Annotated in this window: 19 protein-coding genes; 15 read left to right on the forward strand and 4 right to left on the reverse strand. The window is 72.2% G+C overall.

Features of this window, described 5'->3' with window-relative positions; translation table 11 throughout:
• The first annotated feature begins 1 nt into the window (after nt 1).
• The 12 genes from cobD (at nt 2) to JMJ56_RS09640 (ending at nt 11,797) form a co-directional block, all read left to right on the forward strand.
• Nucleotides 2-1,000: a threonine-phosphate decarboxylase CobD gene (gene cobD, locus JMJ56_RS09585; RefSeq protein ID WP_202831385.1), complete on the forward strand. Its 999-nt coding sequence runs from the start codon at nt 2-4 to the stop codon at nt 998-1,000.
• A gap of 35 nt (nt 1,001-1,035) precedes the next feature.
• A complete protein-coding gene (locus JMJ56_RS09590) occupies nt 1,036-1,659 on the forward strand; it encodes a HupE/UreJ family protein (protein ID WP_202831386.1) in 624 nt (207 codons plus the stop codon).
• A gap of 158 nt (nt 1,660-1,817) precedes the next feature.
• On the forward strand, nt 1,818-3,026 hold the full coding sequence (locus JMJ56_RS09595; RefSeq protein WP_202831387.1) for a YbfB/YjiJ family MFS transporter: 1,209 nt from the start codon (nt 1,818-1,820) through the stop codon (nt 3,024-3,026).
• 22 nt (nt 3,027-3,048) lie between these two features.
• A complete protein-coding gene (locus JMJ56_RS09600) occupies nt 3,049-4,164 on the forward strand; it encodes an ABC transporter substrate-binding protein (RefSeq protein WP_202831388.1) in 1,116 nt (371 codons plus the stop codon).
• Nucleotides 4,164-5,987, forward strand: coding sequence for an ABC transporter permease (locus tag JMJ56_RS09605; RefSeq protein WP_202831389.1), 1,824 nt, complete (start codon nt 4,164-4,166; stop codon nt 5,985-5,987). Before JMJ56_RS09600 ends, JMJ56_RS09605 begins: the two co-directional genes overlap by 1 nt.
• Nucleotides 5,987-6,832: an ABC transporter ATP-binding protein gene (locus JMJ56_RS09610; protein WP_202831390.1), complete on the forward strand. Its 846-nt coding sequence runs from the start codon at nt 5,987-5,989 to the stop codon at nt 6,830-6,832. The genes JMJ56_RS09605 and JMJ56_RS09610 overlap by 1 nt, the downstream gene beginning before the upstream one ends.
• Nucleotides 6,829-7,569 (forward strand): ABC transporter ATP-binding protein, encoded by a 741-nt coding sequence (locus tag JMJ56_RS09615; protein ID WP_236037580.1) that lies wholly within the window; start codon nt 6,829-6,831, stop codon nt 7,567-7,569. The genes JMJ56_RS09610 and JMJ56_RS09615 overlap by 4 nt, the downstream gene beginning before the upstream one ends.
• Nucleotides 7,566-8,594 (forward strand): putative FMN-dependent luciferase-like monooxygenase, encoded by a 1,029-nt coding sequence (locus JMJ56_RS09620; protein WP_236037581.1) that lies wholly within the window; start codon nt 7,566-7,568, stop codon nt 8,592-8,594. Before JMJ56_RS09615 ends, JMJ56_RS09620 begins: the two co-directional genes overlap by 4 nt.
• Nucleotides 8,594-9,181, forward strand: a complete 588-nt coding sequence (locus JMJ56_RS09625; RefSeq protein ID WP_202831391.1) for a CMD domain protein — start codon at nt 8,594-8,596, stop codon at nt 9,179-9,181. Before JMJ56_RS09620 ends, JMJ56_RS09625 begins: the two co-directional genes overlap by 1 nt.
• Complete coding sequence (locus JMJ56_RS09630; protein ID WP_202831392.1) at nt 9,178-9,774, forward strand: alkylhydroperoxidase domain protein; 597 nt, start codon at nt 9,178-9,180, stop codon at nt 9,772-9,774. Before JMJ56_RS09625 ends, JMJ56_RS09630 begins: the two co-directional genes overlap by 4 nt.
• 104 nt (nt 9,775-9,878) lie before the next feature.
• Entirely contained in the window at nt 9,879-10,784 is a 906-nt protein-coding gene (locus JMJ56_RS09635) for an amidohydrolase family protein (RefSeq protein ID WP_202831393.1), read from the forward strand.
• Between the two features lie 14 nt (nt 10,785-10,798).
• The gene (locus JMJ56_RS09640) at nt 10,799-11,797 is read left to right on the forward strand and encodes a 4-hydroxythreonine-4-phosphate dehydrogenase PdxA (RefSeq protein ID WP_236037582.1); all 999 of its coding nucleotides are present in this window, start codon (nt 10,799-10,801) and stop codon (nt 11,795-11,797) included.
• Here JMJ56_RS09640 and JMJ56_RS09645 read toward each other — a convergent pair.
• Nucleotides 11,775-12,350, reverse strand: coding sequence for a TetR/AcrR family transcriptional regulator (locus JMJ56_RS09645; protein WP_202831394.1), 576 nt, complete (start codon nt 12,348-12,350; stop codon nt 11,775-11,777). The two genes, JMJ56_RS09640 and JMJ56_RS09645, sit on opposite strands and share 23 nt — an antisense overlap.
• 153 nt (nt 12,351-12,503) lie before the next feature.
• Between JMJ56_RS09645 and JMJ56_RS09650 the strand changes: the two genes are divergently transcribed.
• Genes JMJ56_RS09650 through JMJ56_RS09660 form a run of 3 tightly spaced genes read left to right on the forward strand, consistent with a single transcriptional unit; the run spans nt 12,504 to nt 16,304 of the window.
• On the forward strand, nt 12,504-13,001 hold the full coding sequence (locus tag JMJ56_RS09650) for a (2Fe-2S)-binding protein (protein WP_202831395.1): 498 nt from the start codon (nt 12,504-12,506) through the stop codon (nt 12,999-13,001).
• Nucleotides 12,998-14,056 carry an FAD binding domain-containing protein gene (locus JMJ56_RS09655; RefSeq protein ID WP_202831396.1) on the forward strand — a complete coding sequence of 353 codons (1,059 nt, stop codon included), beginning with the start codon at nt 12,998-13,000 and terminating at the stop codon, nt 14,054-14,056. Before JMJ56_RS09650 ends, JMJ56_RS09655 begins: the two co-directional genes overlap by 4 nt.
• Nucleotides 14,049-16,304: a xanthine dehydrogenase family protein molybdopterin-binding subunit gene (locus JMJ56_RS09660; RefSeq protein ID WP_202831397.1), complete on the forward strand. Its 2,256-nt coding sequence runs from the start codon at nt 14,049-14,051 to the stop codon at nt 16,302-16,304. Before JMJ56_RS09655 ends, JMJ56_RS09660 begins: the two co-directional genes overlap by 8 nt.
• Here the strand turns inward: JMJ56_RS09660 and JMJ56_RS09665 are convergent.
• The 3 genes from JMJ56_RS09665 to JMJ56_RS09675 form a co-directional block, all read right to left on the reverse strand.
• Nucleotides 16,295-17,044, reverse strand: coding sequence for a sulfite exporter TauE/SafE family protein (locus JMJ56_RS09665; RefSeq protein ID WP_202831398.1), 750 nt, complete (start codon nt 17,042-17,044; stop codon nt 16,295-16,297). The genes JMJ56_RS09660 and JMJ56_RS09665 overlap by 10 nt on opposite strands.
• Before the next feature lie 26 nt (nt 17,045-17,070).
• Nucleotides 17,071-17,334: a hypothetical protein gene (locus JMJ56_RS09670; protein ID WP_202831399.1), complete on the reverse strand. Its 264-nt coding sequence runs from the start codon at nt 17,332-17,334 to the stop codon at nt 17,071-17,073.
• Nucleotides 17,335-17,442: 108 nt separating this feature from the next.
• Nucleotides 17,443-18,444, reverse strand: coding sequence for an NAD-dependent epimerase/dehydratase family protein (locus JMJ56_RS09675; RefSeq protein ID WP_202831400.1), 1,002 nt, complete (start codon nt 18,442-18,444; stop codon nt 17,443-17,445).
• Nucleotides 18,445-18,549: the final 105 nt, after the last annotated feature.

Raw genomic sequence — 18,549 nt, forward strand, 5'->3', positions numbered from 1 at the left:
AATGGACGGTATCCCGGGCATGGCCCATGGCGGCGATCTGGAGGCGGCGCGCCGGCTCTTCCCGCAGGCGCCCACTCCCTTCCTCGACCTGTCGACCGGGATCAACCCCCATGGCTACCCGATGCCGCCGCTCGGGGCCGAGGTCTTCGCGCGGCTGCCTGAGCCGGCGGCGCTCGCCCGGCTGGAGGCGCTGGCGGCGGAGCGGTATGGCGCGCCCTCGGCGGCGCATGTGGTGGCGGCGCCGGGAACGCAGCTCCTGCTGCCGCTGGTTGCCGGGCTAATGCCGCCGGGTGGGGCGCGCATCCTGGGGCCGACCTATGCTGAGCACCGCCGGGCGGCGGAGCTGGCGGGGCATGCGGTCGGCGAGGTCGGGGCCGTGGAGGGGCTGGAGGGGGCGGGGCTGGCCGTGCTGGTCAACCCGAACAATCCGGATGGGCGGCTGGCGGAGCGGCGGGTGCTGCTCGGGCTGAGGGCGGGGCTGCTGGTGGTGGATGAGGCCTTCATGGAGGTGATGCCATCCGGGGCTTCCTTGGGGGGAGAGGTAGGGCGAGGGGGCGTCGTCGTGCTGCGGTCCTTCGGGAAATTTCATGGGCTGGCGGGAGTGCGGCTGGGCTTCGCCCTGGCTGAGCCGAGGATCGCCGAGCGGCTGCGGGCAAGCCTCGGGCCCTGGGCGGTGTCCGGGCCGGCGATCGCGGCGGGGATGGCGGCGCTCGGCGATCTGGCCTGGGCGGAGGCGATGCGGGCGCGGCTGGCCGCGGAGGCGGCGCGGCTGGATGCGCTGCTCGGGCGGCATGGCCTGGCGGTGGTGGGCGGGACGGCGCTGTTCCGGCTGGTGCGGGGGGCGGAGGGAGCTTTCGAGGGGCTCGGGCGGCAGGGGGTGCTGGTGCGGCGCTTCGAGGGGCGGCCGGGGCTGCTGCGCTTCGGCCTGCCCGGGGACGAAGCGGGGTGGGAGAGGTTGGGGCGGGCGCTCGACGGTTGCGGTGCGGCCCGGGGCGGATGAAGCTGCGGGGCGAATTGATCTCTCCGGGAGTTACCATGCCGAAGCTCAGCCCCATCGCCCTCGTCGCCCTCGCGGCGGCCATGCCCGTGCCGGCGCTGGCGCACCATCCGATGGGCGGCGCCGTGGCGACGACGGCCTGGCAGGGCTTCGTCTCCGGCGTGGCGCATCCGGTGATCGGGCTCGACCACCTAACCTTCCTGCTGGCGGCCGGAGTGCTGGCGACGGCGGTGGGGCGGCGGGCCGGGATGGCGGCGCTGGCCGCCTTCCTCGGCGCCGGGCTGCTGGGGGCGGTGCTGCATCTCGGCGGCTTCGGGCTCGGGCCGGTGGAGGCGGCGGTGGCGCTGTCCGTGCTCGGCGCGGGGGTGGCGCTGCTGGCGGCGCCGGCGCGGTTGCCGGCCGCTGCGCCGGGCTGGCTGGCCCTCAGCTTCGGGGTGGCGGGGTTGTTCCATGGCCATGCCTATGCCGAGGCCGTTGCTGGCTCCGGACCGGCGCCGGTCATCGCCTATCTGCTGACGCTGCTGGCGGTGCAGGCCGGGATCGGGCTGCTGGCGATGCGGGTGGCGCGAGGCCTGGGCGAGGCGCGGCCGCAGCGGCGCTGGGCCGGGGCGGCGGCGACGGTGGTGGGCGCGGTGGCATTCGGGGCGGCGGTGCTTGCCTGAGGCAAGGGCAAGCGAGGACGGGCTCGGCAGAGCCCGTCGATGCCGACCTTTGAGCGTGAGCCATCTCTGACAGCGATAGCAAGGATCAGGACAAATCGTTTTTCCGGATGCCGTAGCCAGCGCAGCCTGACGGAGATCGGTCGGCTCCGGAGGGTGGCATGCTGGCAATGCGGGAAGGTGTGGCGGGGCTGCCGCTGGCGCTTGGCGGAATGCTGGCGCTGGCTTCGGCGATCGGCATCGGCCGCTTCGTCTATACGCCCCTCCTGCCGGCAATGGCCGAGGGGCTGGGGCTGACGGGCGGCCAGGCGGGACTGATCGCCTCGGCCAATTTCTGCGGCTATCTCGCCGGGGCGCTGCTGGCGGCGGCGCGGCTGCCAGGGTCCCGCCGGGCTTGGCTGCTGGGAGCGCTGGCGCTCGGGGCGGCCACGACGGGGGCGATGGGGGTGGCCTCCGACTTGCCGGCCTTCCTGTTGCTGCGGGGGATCGGCGGCGCGGCGAGCGCCTTCGTGCTGGTCTTCGCCTCGGCTCTGGTGCTGGACCGGCTGGCGGCGGCGGGGCGTGGCGGCCTGGCGGCGCTGCATTTCGCGGGCGTGGGGGTGGGGATCGCCGTCTCGGCCGGGCTGGTCGCCCTGCCGGGCCTGGGCTGGCGTGAAATGTGGGGCGCCTCCGGGCTGGGCTCGCTGGCGGCGGCAGGCGTGGTGGCCTGGCTCGTGCCGGGGGAGGAGGGCGCGGCGAGGCCGGCCGCCGTGCGGCGTGTCGGCGATGGCGGGTGGCTGGCCTGGTGGGCCGTGGCCTATGGGCTGTTCGGCTTCGGCTATGTCGTCACCGCGACCTTCCTCGTCGCCATCGTCCGGGCGGAGGCGGCGCTGCGGGCGGTGGAGCCCTTCGTCTGGCTGGTCGTGGGATTGGCGGCGGTGCCCTCGGTGGCGCTGTGGGGCTGGAGCGGGCGGCGCTTCGGCCTGGCGCGCAGCTTCGCCGCGGCCTGCCTGGTCGAGGCGGCCGGGGTTGCGGCGAGCGTGCTCTGGCCGGGCACGGCCGGGGCACTGGTCGCGGCGGCGCTGCTTGGCGGGACCTTCATGGGGCTGACCGCGCTGGGGCTGGCCGGCGGGCGGGCGCTGTCGGCGGATGATCCCCGACGGACCTTCGCGGTGCTGACGGCAGCCTTCGGCATCGGGCAGATCGTCGGGCCGGTGCTGGCCGGGCTGCTGCACGACCGGACGGGAAGCTTCAGCCTGCCCTCGCTGCTGGCGGCAGCGGCCCTGCTGACGGCGGGTGCGATGGCGCTGCGGGTGCCGCTGCGGGGCGAGGCCGCTCGCCGCAAGCCTATGGTGCAGTGCGGTAATTCGTGCTCGGATGTGGCGGACTGATGACCAAGGCAGGAGAGCCCCCATGATCCCGCTGCGCCGTCGTTCCCTTTTTGCCGGGCTGGTGGCCGGGGCTGCCGCCACGCAGCGGGCCGCCGCGGCCGAGACCGTCCATGTCGGCGTCAGCGGGCCGCTGACCGGGCCCAATGCGCAATATGGCGCGCAATGGAAGGATGCCTTCGACCTGGCGCTGGCCGAGGTCAACCCGACGGCGCAACGGCAGATCCAGTACGTGTTCGAGGACAGCCAGAGCGACCCGCGGCAGTCGGTCGCCATCGCGCAGAAATTCGCCAACGACCAGCGGATCGTCATGGAGCTCGGCGATTTCTCCTCGCCGGCCTCAATGGCGGCCTCGCCGATCTACCAGCGCGCCAAGCTGGTGCAATTCGGCTTCACCAACTCGCACCCGGACTTCACCAAGGGCGGCGACTACATGTGGAGCAACTCCATCAGCCAGGCGGAGGAGCAGCCGGGGCTGGCGGATTTCGCCATCGCGGGCCTCGGCAAGCGGCGGCTGGGAGTGATCCACCTCAACACCGACTGGGGCGTGACCAGCAAGAACCTCTTCGCCGCGGCGGCGAAGGAGAAGGGGGCGGAGGTGACGGCTGCCGAGGGCTTCCTGCCGGGCGAGCGCGACTTCCGTTCGACGCTGGTGCGCATCCGCGACAGCAACCCGGACTGCATCGTGCTGCTGGCCTACTACGCCGATGCGGCGACCATCGTGCGGCAGATCCGGACGCTCGGCCTGCCGCAGGCAATCGTCGCCGTCAGCTCGGTCTATTCGCCGAAGCTGCTGGAGCTGGGCGGCGAGGCGGTGAACGGCGTGCATGTCATCACCACCTTCTTCCCCGACGAGCCGCGGCCGGAAGTGCAGCGCTTCGTCGCCGCCTTCCGCGCCAAGTACAACCGCGAGCCGGACACCTTCAACGCCACCGCCTATGACACGATGATCCTCGCCTCCACGCTGGTGAACCAGTATGGCGCGACTCGGGCGGCGGTGCGCGAGGGGCTGGCCAAGGTGCGGGGCGTGCCGAGCGTGGTCTTCGGCACCATGCAATTCGATCCGAATACCCGCCGGGTGGAGGGCGCGCGCTACAAGCGGCTGGTGGTGAAGGACGGCCGCTTCACGTTGTGGTCCTGATGAGCGGCGCCTGGTTCGACTACACGGTCAACGGCTTCGTCATCGGCAACATCTACGCGCTGCTGGCCGTCGGGCTGGCGCTGATCTACGGCGTCGCCAACCTGGTCAATTTCGCGCATGGCTCGGTCTATGTGGTCGGTGCCTATACCGGTTGGGCGGCCATCACCTACCTGGATACGCCGCTGCCGGTGACGCTGCTGTGCGTGATCGCCGTCTCGGCCCTGGTTGGGGTGGGGATCGAGCGGATCGGGCTGCGGCCGCTGCATGGCAGCTCGCGCATCGCGCCGCTGCTGGCGACCATCGGCATCGCGCTGGTGCTCGATCAGGTGTTGCAGCTGCTCTTCACGCCGGACCCACGCGCGGTGCCGATGCAGGTGCCGGAGTGGCGCGTCGCCATCGGCGGCGGCACCATCGGCGCGCTCGACCTGCTGATCGCCGGCATCGGCATGATCTCGGCCGTGGTGCTCTACAGCTTCCTGCGCTTCACCAAGCTCGGCTGGGCGGTGCGGGCGACGGCGCAGGATTCGGACGCGGCGCAGCAGATGGGCGTCGACGTCAACCGCGTGAACATGGCGGTCTTCGCCATCGCCTCGGCGCTGAGCGGCGTCAGCGGCGTGCTGGTCGGCATGTACTACAACCAGATCAGCACGGCGATGAGCTTCGAGGCGACGCTGAAGGGCATCGTCGCGCTCATCATCGGGGGCTTAGGCAACGTGCCGGGGGCGATCGCCGGCTCGCTGATCCTCGGGCTCACGGAGAGCTACGGCATCGCGCTGTTCGGCACCTCCTACCGCAACCTCTTCGCCTTCGTGCTGCTGATCGCCATGCTGGTCTGGCGGCCGAACGGGCTCTTCGCCGCGCGGCGTTCGCTGCCGCCGGAGCCGATGACGGGCACCTTCATCGCCCGGTCGCGGCCGGTCGCGGTGCCGCGCTGGGCGGTGGCCGCGATGATCGCGGTGGCGGCCCTGCTGCCGCTGCTGGATCAGCCCTACCTGCTGCAGATCGGGGCCAACTCGCTGATGTATGCGATGCTGGCGCTGAGCCTGACGCTGGTGGCGGGCACGGTCGGGCAGGTCTCGCTCGGCCATGCGGCGCTGCTGGCGATCGGCGGCTATGCCTCCGGCCTGCTGGCGATGGATGCGGGCTGGCCGGTGGCGCTCGCCATCCCGGCGGCGGGGCTGGTGACGGCCGCGCTCGGCACGCTGCTGGTCTTCCCAGCCTTCCGGCTGACCGGGCATTATGTCTCCATCGCAACCCTCGGCATCGGCGAGATCGTCGCCCTCGTCATCCTCAACTGGACCGGGCTGACGCGGGGGGCGATCGGGCTGGGGGGGATTCCGCCGCTGGAGGTGTTCGGCATCGACCTCGGCTCGGTGGAGGGGACCTACTGGCTCTGCCTCGCCGTGCTGGTGCTGCTGGCGCTGCTGCAGCTGCGGCTGCTGCGCTCGCATCTCGGGCGGACCTGGCGGGCGATCCGCGACGACCCGGTGGCGGCGCGCTCCTACGGCGTCAGTGGCGACCGCTACAAGGCACTGGCCTTCGGCTTCGGCGGCTTCGCGGCGGGGATCAGCGGCGCCATCACCGCGCATGCCTATTCCTACATTAACCACGAGACCTTCGGCGCCAGCATCTCCATCCTGGCGCTGACCATGGTGATTCTCGGCGGGCTCGGGAACGTCCTGGGCGCGGTGCTGGGGGCGACGCTGCTGATCGCGCTGCCGGAGGCCTTCCGCTTCCTTGCCGAGTACCGGATCCTCATCTACGGCATCGTGCTGCTGCTGCTGATCCGCTTCCGCCCCCAAGGCCTGATGGGGACGGTGTGATGGCGCCCGTGCTCGAAGTCCGCGGGTTGCAGAAGCGCTTCGGGGGCGTGACCGCCGTCGCGGATGCGGCGCTCGACCTGCGGGAGGGCGAGCTGCTCAGCATCATCGGGCCGAACGGCGCCGGGAAGACGACGCTGTTCAACCTGGTCAGCGGGCTCGACCGGCCGGATGCGGGGAGTGTGCGGCTGTTCGGCCAGGATGTGACGGGCGCGGCGCCGGAGCGGCTGGCCGGGCTCGGGCTGGCGCGGACCTTCCAGCATGGGCGGGTCTTCGGCAATCTCAGCGTGCTCGACAACGTGCTGGTGGGCGCGCATGCGCGGCTCCGGGCGGTGCGGCCTTCGGTGCCAGTGCTCGGGCCGCTGCTGGAGCTGGCGCTTGCCGCCATCCGGCCGGGCGCGGTCAGGGCGGAGGAGGCGGCGCTGCGGGAGGATGCGATGCGTATCATCTCGCTGTTCGGCGAGCGGCTGATGCCGCGGCTCGACCACCCGGCCTTCAGCCTCTCCTATGCCAACCGGCGGCGCGTCGAGATCGGGCGGGCGCTGGCGCTGCACCCCCGCCTGCTGCTGCTCGACGAGCCGACGGCGGGGATGAACGAGACCGAGACGGCGGAGATGCAGGGGGTGGTGGCCGAGCTGAAGCGCAGCGGCCTCACCATCCTGCTGATCGAGCACAAGCTCGAGATGGTGATGCGGCTCTCCGACCGGGTGATCGTCATGGACAACGGTCGGCGCATCGCCGAGGGGCTGCCGCAGGCGGTGCGGCACGACCCGGCCGTGATCGAGGCCTATCTCGGCCACCGCGAGGCCGGCATGGCGCGGGCGCCGGCCCAGGGGACGGTGGCATGAGCGCGCTGCTGCGGCTGGAGGGCATCAACTCCTTCTACGGGCCGGTGCAGGTGCATTTCGACCTGAACCTCGCGGTCGAGGCCGGGCAGATCGTCTGCCTGCTCGGCGGCAATGCCAGCGGCAAGTCGACGACGATGAAGACCGTCCTCGGGCTGCAGCGGCCGGGCTCGGGCCGGGTCTGGTTCGACGGGGCGGAGATCACCGGCCTGCCGACGCCGCAGGTGATCCGGCGCGGCATCGGCTCGGTGCCGGAGGCGCGGCGGCTTTTCCCGGCGATGACGGTGCGGGAGAACCTGCTGATGGGCGCCTATGCCCGCAGCGACCGGGCCGCCATCGCCGCCGACGAGGAGCGGGTGCTGGGGCTGTTCCCCCGGCTTAGGGAAAGGCTGGGGCAGCGGGCGGGGACGATGTCGGGCGGCGAGCAGCAGATGCTCGCCATGGCCCGCGCGCTGATGGGGCGGCCGAAGCTGATCTGCATGGACGAGCCGACCATGGGGCTCTCGCCGCTCTTCGTCGACCGGGTGCTGGAGTTGATCCAGGCGATCAACCGCGAAGGCGTGACGGTGTTCATGGTGGAGCAGAATGCGAGCCTGGCGCTCGGCATCGCCCATTACGGCTATGTTCTGCAGACCGGGCGGATCGCTTTGCAGGGACCGGCCGGGGAATTGCTGCGCGATCCGCGCATCCGCGACGCCTATCTCGGCGGGACGGCACGTGACGGGGGGGATGCGGGATGATGGCACCGAAGCGGCTCGGCTTCTTCACCCGGGTGCTCGACGAGGTCGGGCCGGCGGAGCGCTACCGGCTGGCCACCGAGCAGATCATCCATGCCGAGCGCTGCGGCTTCGATTCCGCCTGGGTGGCGCAGCACCATTTCCATGAGAACGAGGGCGGGCTGCCGGCGCCCTTCGTCTTCCTGGCGCAGGTGGCGGCGCGGACCCAGCGTATCCGCCTCGGGACGGGGATCGTCACCCTGCCGCTCGAGCTGCCGATCCGGGTGGCGGAGGATGCGGCGGTGCTCGACCTGGTCTCGGGCGGGCGGCTGGAGATGGGCATCGGGCCGGGGGGCAATCATGCCGCCTTCCGCGCCTTCGGCCTCGATGCGGCGGAGCGCGGGGCGATCTTCGCCGGGAATGCGGCATTGCTACGCACGGCCTGGGAGGGCGGGGCGCTGCCGGGCGGGGACCGGCTCTACCCGCCGGCGCCGGGGCTCGCGGGCCGCATCTGGCAGGCGACCTTCACCGTGGAGGGCGCGCGGCGGGCCGGGGCGGCGGGGGATGGGCTGATGCTGTCACGCACCCAGCCGCGGCCGGAGGGGACGCCGGGGATGACGCTCGCCGACATCCAGAACCCGATGGTCGATGCCTATCTGGCGGCGCTGCCGGCGGGCTGCGCGCCGCGCATCCTCGCCTCGCGCTCGGTCTTCGTCGCCGACCGGCGGGACGAGGCCTGGCGGCTGGCGGAGCAGGGGCTCGGGCGGTTCCGCGACCGGGCGGCGGCGCAGGGCCGCGCCACGGGGCGGGAGACGGTGGCGGAGATGGTCGCCGACTTCGACGTGCATCTCGGCACGGTGGCGGAGGTGGTGGCCTCCCTGCAGGCGGACACGGTGCTGCAACGGGCGACGGAGCTGGCGGTGCAGGTGCATTCGGTCGATCCGCCGCATCCCTTCATCCTGCGCTCGCTGGAGCTGGTGGCGGGGCAGGTGGCGCCGGCGCTGGGCTGGGTGCCGCCGGGCGGGCTGGCCGAGCGGCGGGTGGCGTGATGACGGATGTGATCGACCACCTGGCCGGCATCGGGCCGGGCTCGGCGCTGGACGCGGTCCGCGCCCGGCGGCCGGAGGCGCGGCGGCAGGCGCAGGCAAGCCACGACGCGCTCTTCGCCCCGGAGGAGCCAGGCGAGGTGACCCTGGAGGAGCGGCGGGCGCTGGCCGCCTATGTCTGCGGCCTGCATGGCGAAGCCGAGATCGAGGCCTTCCATGCCGAGGGGCTGGTGGCCGGGTTGCGGGCGGCCATCGCCGAGGCGGTGGCCGGGTCACGGGGGCCGGGGCCCTTCGGTCATTACCCGTCGGGGCCGTTGAGCGCCGAGGACAGCGAGGGGCCGGCTTGGCAACCGGACGCGGCGCTGGCGGAGCGGCTCGGGGCGCGGCTGGCGGCGGCCTGCGCCCATCTGCACATGCTGGTCCTGCATCCGCGGGATGCGGCGCCGGCCGACCTGCAGCGGCTGCTCGATGCGGGGTGGTCGGCCACCGGCATCGTCACCCTGTCGCAGATCGCCGCCTTCCTCAGCTTCCAGATCCGCACCATCCGCGGCCTCGCGGTGCTGCGGGCCAGCCTCGAGGCATCGCCATGACCGAGCCCGTGCTCACCCCGCCGCCGCATGCGGTGCCGGCCGCCTTCACCCGCGCCCAGCTCGACTGGCTGCCCTGGCTGGAGCCGCTGGCGCCCGAGGCGTTGACGCCGCGGCACATGGCGGCGCTGGTCGATGCGTCGCGCGCCGGCTCGCCCTATTTCCGCCTGCTGGCGCGCGACCCGGCGGCGCTCGAGGCGCGCACGCGCACCGACAAGGACATCTTCTACAACACCGATGCCGGGCTGCCGCGAGCGGAGCGCGAACTGGCGGCGGCCGCGACCTCGCGCTTCAACGGCTGCATCTACTGCGCCTCGGTGCATGCGCGCTTCGCCGCGACCTATTCGAAGCGGGTGGAGGATGTGCAGCGGCTGCTCGACGAGGGCGTCGGCGCCGCGCTGGGCGAGCGCTGGGAGGCCATCGTCGCGGCCTCGGTGGCGCTGTCGGCGACACCGGTCGCCTTCGGGCCGGAGCATGTGGCGCGGCTGCGGCAGGTCGGGCTGGACGACCTGGCGATCGCCGACGTCATCCAATCGGCGGCCTTCTTCAACTGGGCGAACCGGTTGATGCTCTCGCTCGGGGAGCCGACGGAATAGGGGCGGCACCGGACGCCTGTTGGTCCGGCGCCCCGGCTGGACCATGATGGCCCGCAGCTTCCAGGGGCATCATAGATGAAGCTATCGCAAAGGGGCGGGGCGGCATGAGCGGCGCGCCCTATGCCGGGCCGGTGGTGGATGCGCATCACCACTTCTGGGACCCGCGCGTCAACCATCACCCCTGGCTGACCGAGGCGGGGGTGATTCCCTTCCGCTATGGCGACTACCGGGCGATCCGCCGGCCCTATCTGCCGGACGAGTACCGGGCGGATGCGGCCGGGCACAACCTGGCCGGCAGCGTCTATGTGGAGACGGAGTGGGACCCGCAGGACCCGCTCGGCGAGGTGCGCTATGCCGCGTTGCTGCGCGAGCGGCACGGGCTGCCGGATGCGGTGGTCGGGCAGGCTTGGCTTGACCGGGGGGATGTGGCGGAGGTGCTGGCTGGGCATGCCGCCTCCGTGCTGGTGCGGAGCGTGCGGCACAAGCCGGGCAGGCCGAAGGCGCCGGGGGAGCCGGGACAGACGCTGATGTCGGACCCGGACTGGCGGCGCGGCTATGCGCTGCTGGCGCGGCACGGGCTGCATTTCGACCTGCAGACGCCGTGGTGGACGCTGGATGAGGCGGTGCGGCTGGCGGAGGATTTCCCTGAGACGCTCATCATCCTCAACCACACGGGGCTGCCGGCGGATCGCAGCGCCGAGGGGCTGGCGGGGTGGCGGGAGGCGATGGCGCGGCTGGCCGAATGCGCCAATGTGGTGGTGAAGGTTTCGGGGCTCGGCGTGCGGGGGCAAAGCTGGGCGGCGGGGTGGACCGGGTGGATCATCCGCGAGGCGGTGGCGCTGTTCGGCACGGCGCGGGTGATGTTCGCCAGCAATTTTCCGGTGGACAGCCTCTGTGCCAGCTTCGATGAGATCTACTCCGGCTTCAAATCCGCCGTCGCGGACCGGCCGGAGCCCGAGCAGCGGGCGATGTTCTGCGACAATGCGCGGCGGGTCTACCGCATCGGGTAGGGAAGGGGATGGGAATGAGCCAGCCGAGGCCGCATGTCGCGCTCGCCATGGGGGATGCCGCCGGCATCTCGCCTGAGCTCACCGCCCGGGTCCTCGCCGATGCGGAGGTGCGCGCGGCGGCGGCCATCACCGTGATCGGCGATGCGCGGGTGCTGGCCGAGGGCGCGCGGGTGGCGGGGGTCACGCTCGACATCGACACCGGCGAGGGACGGCCTGGAGAGCGGCCGTCACTGCGTGACCTTGGGCATTGCGATCCGGCGGCGGTGCCGCTGGGCCAGGTCTCGGAGGCGGGCGGGCGGTTCGCGACCGCGAATTTCCGCCGCGCGCTGGCCATGGCGGCGGCGGGGGAGGCGGATGCGGTCTGCTTCACGCCATTCAACAAGGCGGCGATGCGGCTGGTGACGCCGGACTATGAGGACGAGATCGGCTTCACCGCGGAGGCGATCGGCTTCCGGGGGGTGGCGAAGGAGTTCAACATCCTCGAAGGGCTGTGGAATGCGCGCGTCACCTCGCATGTGCCGCTGAAGGATGTGGCGGGGCTGCTGAGCCGCGAGGCGATCCTCGAGAATCTCCGGCTGACGGCGGGGGCGCTGCGGGCGGCGGGGGTGGCGCGGCCGCGGATTGCGGTCGCGGCGCTCAATCCGCATGCGGGGGATGGCGGTAACTTCGGGCGAGAGGAGATCGACGTCATCGGCCCGGCCGTCGAGGCGGGCAAGGCCGAGCAGATCGGCTGCGACGGGCCGTACCCGGCGGATACGGTCTTCGTCCGGGCCAAGCGGGGCGACTTCGACGCGGTGCTGACGATGTACCACGACCAGGGGCAGATCGCGATGAAGCTGATCGGCTTCGAGGCGGGGGTGACGCTGCTGGGCGGCTTCCCCTTCCCGATCTGCACGGCGGCGCATGGCACGGCCTATGACATCGCCGGGCGCGGCATCGCCCATCCGGGGGCGATGCGGAATGCGGTGCTGCTGGCGGCGCGGATGGCGGTCAGCGGCGCAAGCCGGCGATGAGCACGTCGAGCACGCGGAGCACCCTGGAGCGCCAGTCCGGGCCCTCCTGCGCGTAGCAGACGCCGACCAGGGCCAGCAGCAGCTCCTCCGCATCGAGGTCGCTGCGCAGATCGCCGGCTTCCGTCGCGCGGCGCAGCAGGCCGCCGAGTGCCGCGCGGAGGCGGTCGAGCGCGGAGGCGATCGATTCCGAGGATTTGTGCGACACCATGGCGAGGGCGGCGGCCATGCCCTTTTTGGTGGCGATGAACTCGACATTGGCGGCCAGCCAGCGGCGCAGCGCCTCGGCGGGAGGCAGCTCGGCCGAGAGCCGGGCGGCGAGCTCCACCAGCTGATCCACCTCGCGGCGGTAGACCGCCTCGTAGAGCGCCTCCCGGGTCGGGAAGTGGCGGTAGAGCGTGCCGATGCCCAAGCCCGCCTCGCGGGCGACGGCCTCCAGGCTCGCCGCCGGGCCGCCCTGGTTGAAGACGGTGCGGGCGGCTGCCAGCAGGCGGTCGCGGTTGCGGGTGGCGTCCGCGCGGGGCTTCCGTGGTGTCTGGCTCCGCTCCTCGGTCATCGCGCTTGGTTGATATCCTGCCCCTTGTAAGCGGAGGGTGCCTCCGTATATCGCCCCATATGAGGCCAGGGAGCGGCTGATCGCCCTTGGCTCCAGGACCCGCCCCGCCGTGCCGGCGGGGTGGCAACGCCGTGGCCCTCATCGGAGATCCGCATGAGCCTGTCCATCACCCTCACCGTGAATGCGGTGCCCAGGACCATCGCATTGGACGATCCCCGGGTCACGCTGCTTGACCTGCTGCGCGAGCGGCTCGACCTCACCGGGACCAAGAAGGGCTGCGACCGTGGCCAGTGCGGCGCCTGCACCGTGCTCGTCGATGGGCGGCGGGTGAACTCCTGCCTGGCGCTGGCCGTGAGCCTCGACGGGGCGGAGGTGCTGACCATCGAGGGGCTGGCCGAGGGCGAGGTGCCCCATCCGGTGCAGGCGGCCTTCATCGAGCATGATGCCTTCCAATGCGGCTTCTGCACGCCGGGGCAGATCATGAGCGCGGTCGGGCTGATCCGCGAGGCGCAGGCGGGCGACGACCCCGAGCGGGTGCGCGAGGCGATGAGCGGCAATCTCTGCCGCTGCGGCGCCTACAAGGGCATCACCGAGGCAGTGCTGGAGGCGCAGCGGCGCCTTGCCGCCGATGCAGAGGAGAAGGCGGCATGAACCGCTTCGACTATGTCCGCCCCGCGACGGTGGCGGAGGCGGTGGCCGCCGCGGCCCAGCCGGGCAGCGCCTATCTCGCCGCCGGGACGAACCTGCTCGACCTGATGAAGGGCGGGGTGATGCGGCCGGCGCGGCTGGTGGATCTGGCGCGGGTACCGGGGCTCGACGCGATTGAGGCGTTGCCGGATGGCGGCGTGCGGATCGGCGCGCGGGTGCGCAATTCGGACCTCGCCTATGATCCTGGCTTCGCGCGGCGCTTCCCGGCGGTGGCGGAGGCCTTGCTGTCGGGTGCTTCGGCGCAGTTGCGCAATGCGGCGACGGTCGGCGGCAACCTGCTGCAGCGGACGCGCTGCGCCTATTTCTACGATCCGGCCAGCGCCTGCAACAAGCGCGAGGCCGGCGCCGGTTGCGATGCGCGAGAGGGCGAGAACCGGCTGCATGCGGTGCTGGGCTGGAGCGAGCAGTGCATCGCGACGCACCCTTCGGATTTCTGCGTGCCGCTCGTCGCCTTGGGCGCGGTGGTGGAGATCGAGGGGCAGGCGGGGCGGCGCGAGGTGCCGCTCGAGGAATTCCATCGCCTGCCCGGCACCACGCCGGAGCGGGAGAGCGTGCTGGCGCCGGGCGAGCTCATCGTGGCGGTGCGGCTGCCGGGCGAGGCCGCCGGCTTCGCCGGGCATGCGCGCTATGTGAAGCTGCGCGAGCGCACCTCCTATGCCTTCGCCGTGGTCTCCGCCACGGCCGGGCTGCGGCTGGAGGATGGCGCCATCGCCGAGGCGCGGCTGGCGCTCGGCGGCGTCGCGGCGAAGCCCTGGCGGGTGCCGGAGGCGGAGGCCGTTCTGCGCGGCGCGCGGCCGGGTGCCGAGGCCTTCCGCCGGGCAGCGGAGGCGGCGCTGGCCGAGGCGCGGCCTTCCGGCGACAACGCGTTCAAGATCGAGCTGGCGCGGCGCATCCTGGTACGCGCGCTCACCCTCGCCGCGGCCGGCACGCCGGAGCGGCTGCCGGCCCTGCCGGCCTCCCCCCATGCCCCCCATCCGGGAGTTTCCCTCCATGGCTGAGCTCGCATCCTCCGCGGCGCATGTCCGTCACGGCTCCAGCATCGGCCAGCCGCTCACCCGGCGGGACGGGCAGCTGAAGGTCACCGGCGGGGCGCGCTATGCCGCCGACAACCATCCGCCGGGGATGCTGCATGCCGCGCTGGCGGTGAGCAGCGTCGCGCGCGGGCGGGTCACCGGGCTTGATCTCGAGGCGGCGCGGGCGCATCCCGGCGTGGTCGCGGTGATGACGCCGGAGAACCGGCCGGCGCTGGCGCAGGACCCGAACGACAAGTCGGGACCCTTCGTCTTCCGCATGGAGCTGCTGCAGGACGATACGGTGCGCTATGTCGGCCAGCCGGTCGCGGTGGTGATCGCCGAGACGCTGGAGGCGGCGACCGAGGGCGCGGCGCTGCTCGCCCCGCGTTATGCGGCGGAGCCGGTGAGCACCGGGCTCGAGGATGGCGAGGCCTTCGTCCCGCCCGCGGTCGGCGTCGGGGCGCCGGCGGAAGTGCGGCATGGCGATGTGGAGGCCGGGCTCGCCGCGGCGGCGCGGCGGGTCGAGGCGGTCTACGAGACGCCGGCGCAGTACCACAATGCGATGGAGCCGCATGCGGTCGTCGCCGCCTGGGAGGGCGACCGGCTCTCCATCGACACGCCGAGCCAGGGTCTTGTCATGGCGGTGGGGCGGGTCGCCGGGCTGTTCGGCATCCCGCCGGAGAATGTCGAGATCCGCAGCCCCTTCCTCGGCGGCGGCTTCGGTTCCAAGGGGGCGATCTCGGGGCCGCAGGTGCTCGGCATCCTCGCAGCAAAGCTGGTCGGGCGGCCGGTGAAGCTGGTGCTGAAGCGCGACCAGATGTACGGGCCGGTCGGGCATCGTGCGCCGACGCGGCAGACGCTGCGGCTCGGCGTGGATGGCGAGGGGGCGCTGACCGCGCTGCATCACCATGTCCGCACGGCGAGCAGCCGGTACGACGACTTCTTCGAGCCCTCGGGCAGCGTCTCGCACACGCTCTATGCCAGCCCGGCCATCGCCACGACCAGCGATGCGGTGCGGCTGGATAGCGGGACGCCGATCTTCATGCGGGCGCCGGGCGAGGCGAGCGGCAGCATCGCCCTCGAAGGCGCGATCGACGAGATGGCGGCGGCCTGCGGCATGGACCCGCTGGAGTTCCGCCTCAGGAACTATGCCGAGGTGGAGCCGACGAGCGGCAAGCCCTTCTCCTCCAAGGCGCTGCGCGAATGCTATGCGCAGGGCGCCGAGCGCTTCGGCTGGAGCGGGCGGCCGCTGGCGCCGCGGCAGATGCGGGATGAGGACGGGCTGCTGGTCGGCTGGGGCGTCGGCACCGCGACCTTCCCGGCGCTGATGATGCACGGCCAGGCGCGGGCGGTGCTGCGGCGGGACGGCAGCGGGCTGGTCGAGACAGGCGCGCATGACATGGGGCAGGGGGCGTGGACGGCCTTCGCCCAGATCGCGGCCGACAGCCTGGCGCTGCCGATCGACCAGCTGGAGTTCCGCGCCGGGCATTCAGGCCTGCCGGATGCGGGCATCGCCGGCGGCTCGGCCCATACCGCGACGGCGGGCATGGCGATCCATGGCGCTGGCGCCGATGTCATCGCCCGTCTGGCGGAACTGGCGATGACCGATCAGCGCTCGCCGCTCTTCGGCGCCGGGAATGCCGGCGTGGTGGCGCGCGAGGGGCGGCTGGTGCGGCGCGACGACGAGAGCCGGGGCGAGAGCTATGCCGAGATCCTCGCCCGTGCCGGCCTCGACGAGATCGAGGGGCGCGGCACCGGCGCGATGGATCAGGCGGCGCAGGAGCACTACGCCATGCACGCGCATGGTGCCGTCTTCGCCGAGGTGAAGGTCGACCCGGAGCTTGGGCAGATCCGCGCGACGCGGCTGGTCGGCGCCTTCGCCGCCGGGCGGATCATCAACCCGCGGCTGGTGCGGAGCCAATACTATGGCGGGATGATCTGGGGCGTCTCCTTCGCCCTGCACGAGGCGGCGGTGGTGGACCGGCGCACGGGGCGGGTCATGAACGCCAATCTTGGCGAGTACCATGTGCCGGTGAATGCGGACGTGCCTTCGCTCGAGGCCATCCTGGTCGATGAAGTGGACCCGCATGTGAATGCGCTCGGCATCAAGGGCGTCGGCGAGATCGGCATCACCGGCTCGGCGGGGGCGGTGGCCAATGCCGTCTGGCATGCGACGGGGGTGCGGGTGCGGCGCTTCCCCATCGCCATCGAGGAGTTGCTCGGTCAGCCGTAGGCGCGGCGGAAGAAGACGGCGGTCATCGCCACGCTGAAGGCGATGACGAAGCCGCGCAGCCAGGGCGTCGGCACGCGGCGGGCGAGGCTGGCGCCGAGGTAGCCGCCGATGACGGCGGCGACCAGCATCACCGCCGTCTCCGGCCACCAGACCGGGCCGGCGACGGCGAAGCAGAGCACGGCGACGGCATTGGCGGCGCTGACCAGGATGGTCCGCGCCGCGCTCATCGAGCGGATGTCGGAATCGCCGAGCAGGCTCCAGACCGCCATCATCATGATGCCGACGCCGCCGCCGAAATAGCCGGCATAGACGGCGAGCGGCACCTGTGCGCCGGTCACCGCGCCGGGGCCGATCCGCACCCGCCGGCGCAGCGCAGCGCCGAGCGGGCGGCCGAAGGCGAAGGCCAGGGTGCCGACAAGCAGCAGCCAGGGCAGCAGCACGTCGAAGGCATGCTGCGGCGTGACCAGCAGCAACAATGCGCCGACGAGGCCGCCGGCCAGGCTGATGAGGATCATGGTGCGGAGCGGGATGCCCTCGAAGGGACGGAAGTCCCGCCGCCAGGCCCAGGCGCTGGCAATAGTGCCGGGTAGCAGCGCCACGGTGCTCGAGGCATTGGCGGCGACCGAGGGCAGGCCGACGAAGACCATCGCCGGGATGCTGACGAAGGAGCCGCCGCCGGCTGCGGCATTCATGGCGCCGGCGAGAAGGCCGGCGCCGAACAGGATGACGAGTTGCTCCATGGGCGAAGAGTGCTCCGCCCGAGGGGTCAGCGCCAGCCGTAGGTCCGGTCATGGTGGTGGCGGGGGTGCCAGCCATGGTGCTGCGAGCCGTAATGGCGCGGCGGCGGGGCATGGCGGTGCCAGTGATGGTGGCGTGGCGGGGGCGCATAGTGCCGCCAGTGATCGCCATGCACCGGGGTGACGACCGGGCCTTCACGATGGAAGGGTGCCGCACCCGCGCCGTCCAGCGCGGCGCCGGCGGAGAGCAGCCCGAGGCCGAGAGCGGCTGCAGCGAGAAAGCGACGCATCATGTTCTCCTGTGGAAAGGTCCACGGGGGCATGATGGGGCGCAGGTCAAGGCGGGATCGGGGCCGGATTGGCGCGAAGCCGGGGCGGAGTGTAACGGCCCGTGGCAGACGTCAGACCCCGTAATACTCGCGGAACCAGGCGACGAAGGCGGCGACCCCGGTGGCGACGTCGGTGGTGGGGCGGTAGCCGGTGAGCGCCTGGAGAAGGCTGGAATCGGCCCAGGTCTTCAGCACCTCGCCGGGCTGCATGTCCATCATGTTGCGCTCGGCGCGGCGGCTGGTGGCCTGCTCGATGGCGGCGATGAATTCCAGCAGCCGCACCGGGTTGGCGTTGCCGATATTGACCAGGCGGTAGGGGGCGACGGGGCTCAGCGAGTCGCCTGAGCCGACCGGCTTGCCGATCTCCGGCCGGCAGGGGACGAGGCGGATGATGGCTTCGACCAAGTCCTCCACATAGGTGAAGTCCCGCTCCATCAGCCCGTGGTTGTAGACGTCGATCGGGCGGCCGCGGAGGATGGCGTCGGTGAATTTGAACAGCGCCATGTCCGGCCGGCCCCAGGGGCCGTAGACGGTGAAAAAGCGGAAGGCCGTCGTCGGCTGTTTCCAGAGATGCGCGTAGCTATGGGCGATGTTCTCGGTGGCCAGCTTGGTCGCGGCGTAGATGTTGAGCGGCGTCGCCACCGCATCCGTCTCGCGGAAGGGCATGGAGGTGTTGGCGCCGTAGGCGGAGCTGGTGGAGGCGACCAGCAGGTGCTGCACGGGGTGGTGGCGGCAGGCCTCGGCCAGGGCGTAGCTGGCGACGACGTTGTTGTGGATGTAGCTCTCCGGATGCTCCATCGCGTAGCGGACGCCGGCCTGGGCGGCGAGGTGAATGACGATGTCGGGTGCCTCCTCCCGCATCACTGCGCCGAGGCGGGCGGCGTCGGCGAGGTCGAGGGTGAGCGGGCGGAAAGCCGCAGACTCAGCGAGCCGGGCGTGGCGGGCTTCCTTCAGCCGGAGGTCGTAATAGGGGACCATGGCGTCGATGCCGGTGACGGCATGGCCCTCGGCCAGCAGGCGGTGGGCGAGGTGGAAGCCGATGAAGCCGGCGGTGCCGGTGACCAGGAATTTCATGGCTTGACGGCCTCCTTCTATGCGCGGATCAGCCGTGCTTACGGGCGTCCGATGCCGGAGTAGTCGAGGCCTGCCTCGCGCATGGCCTCGGGGTCCCAGGCGTTG

The organism is Belnapia arida, assembly GCF_016773205.1.
Lineage (GTDB): Bacteria > Pseudomonadota > Alphaproteobacteria > Acetobacterales > Acetobacteraceae > Belnapia > Belnapia arida.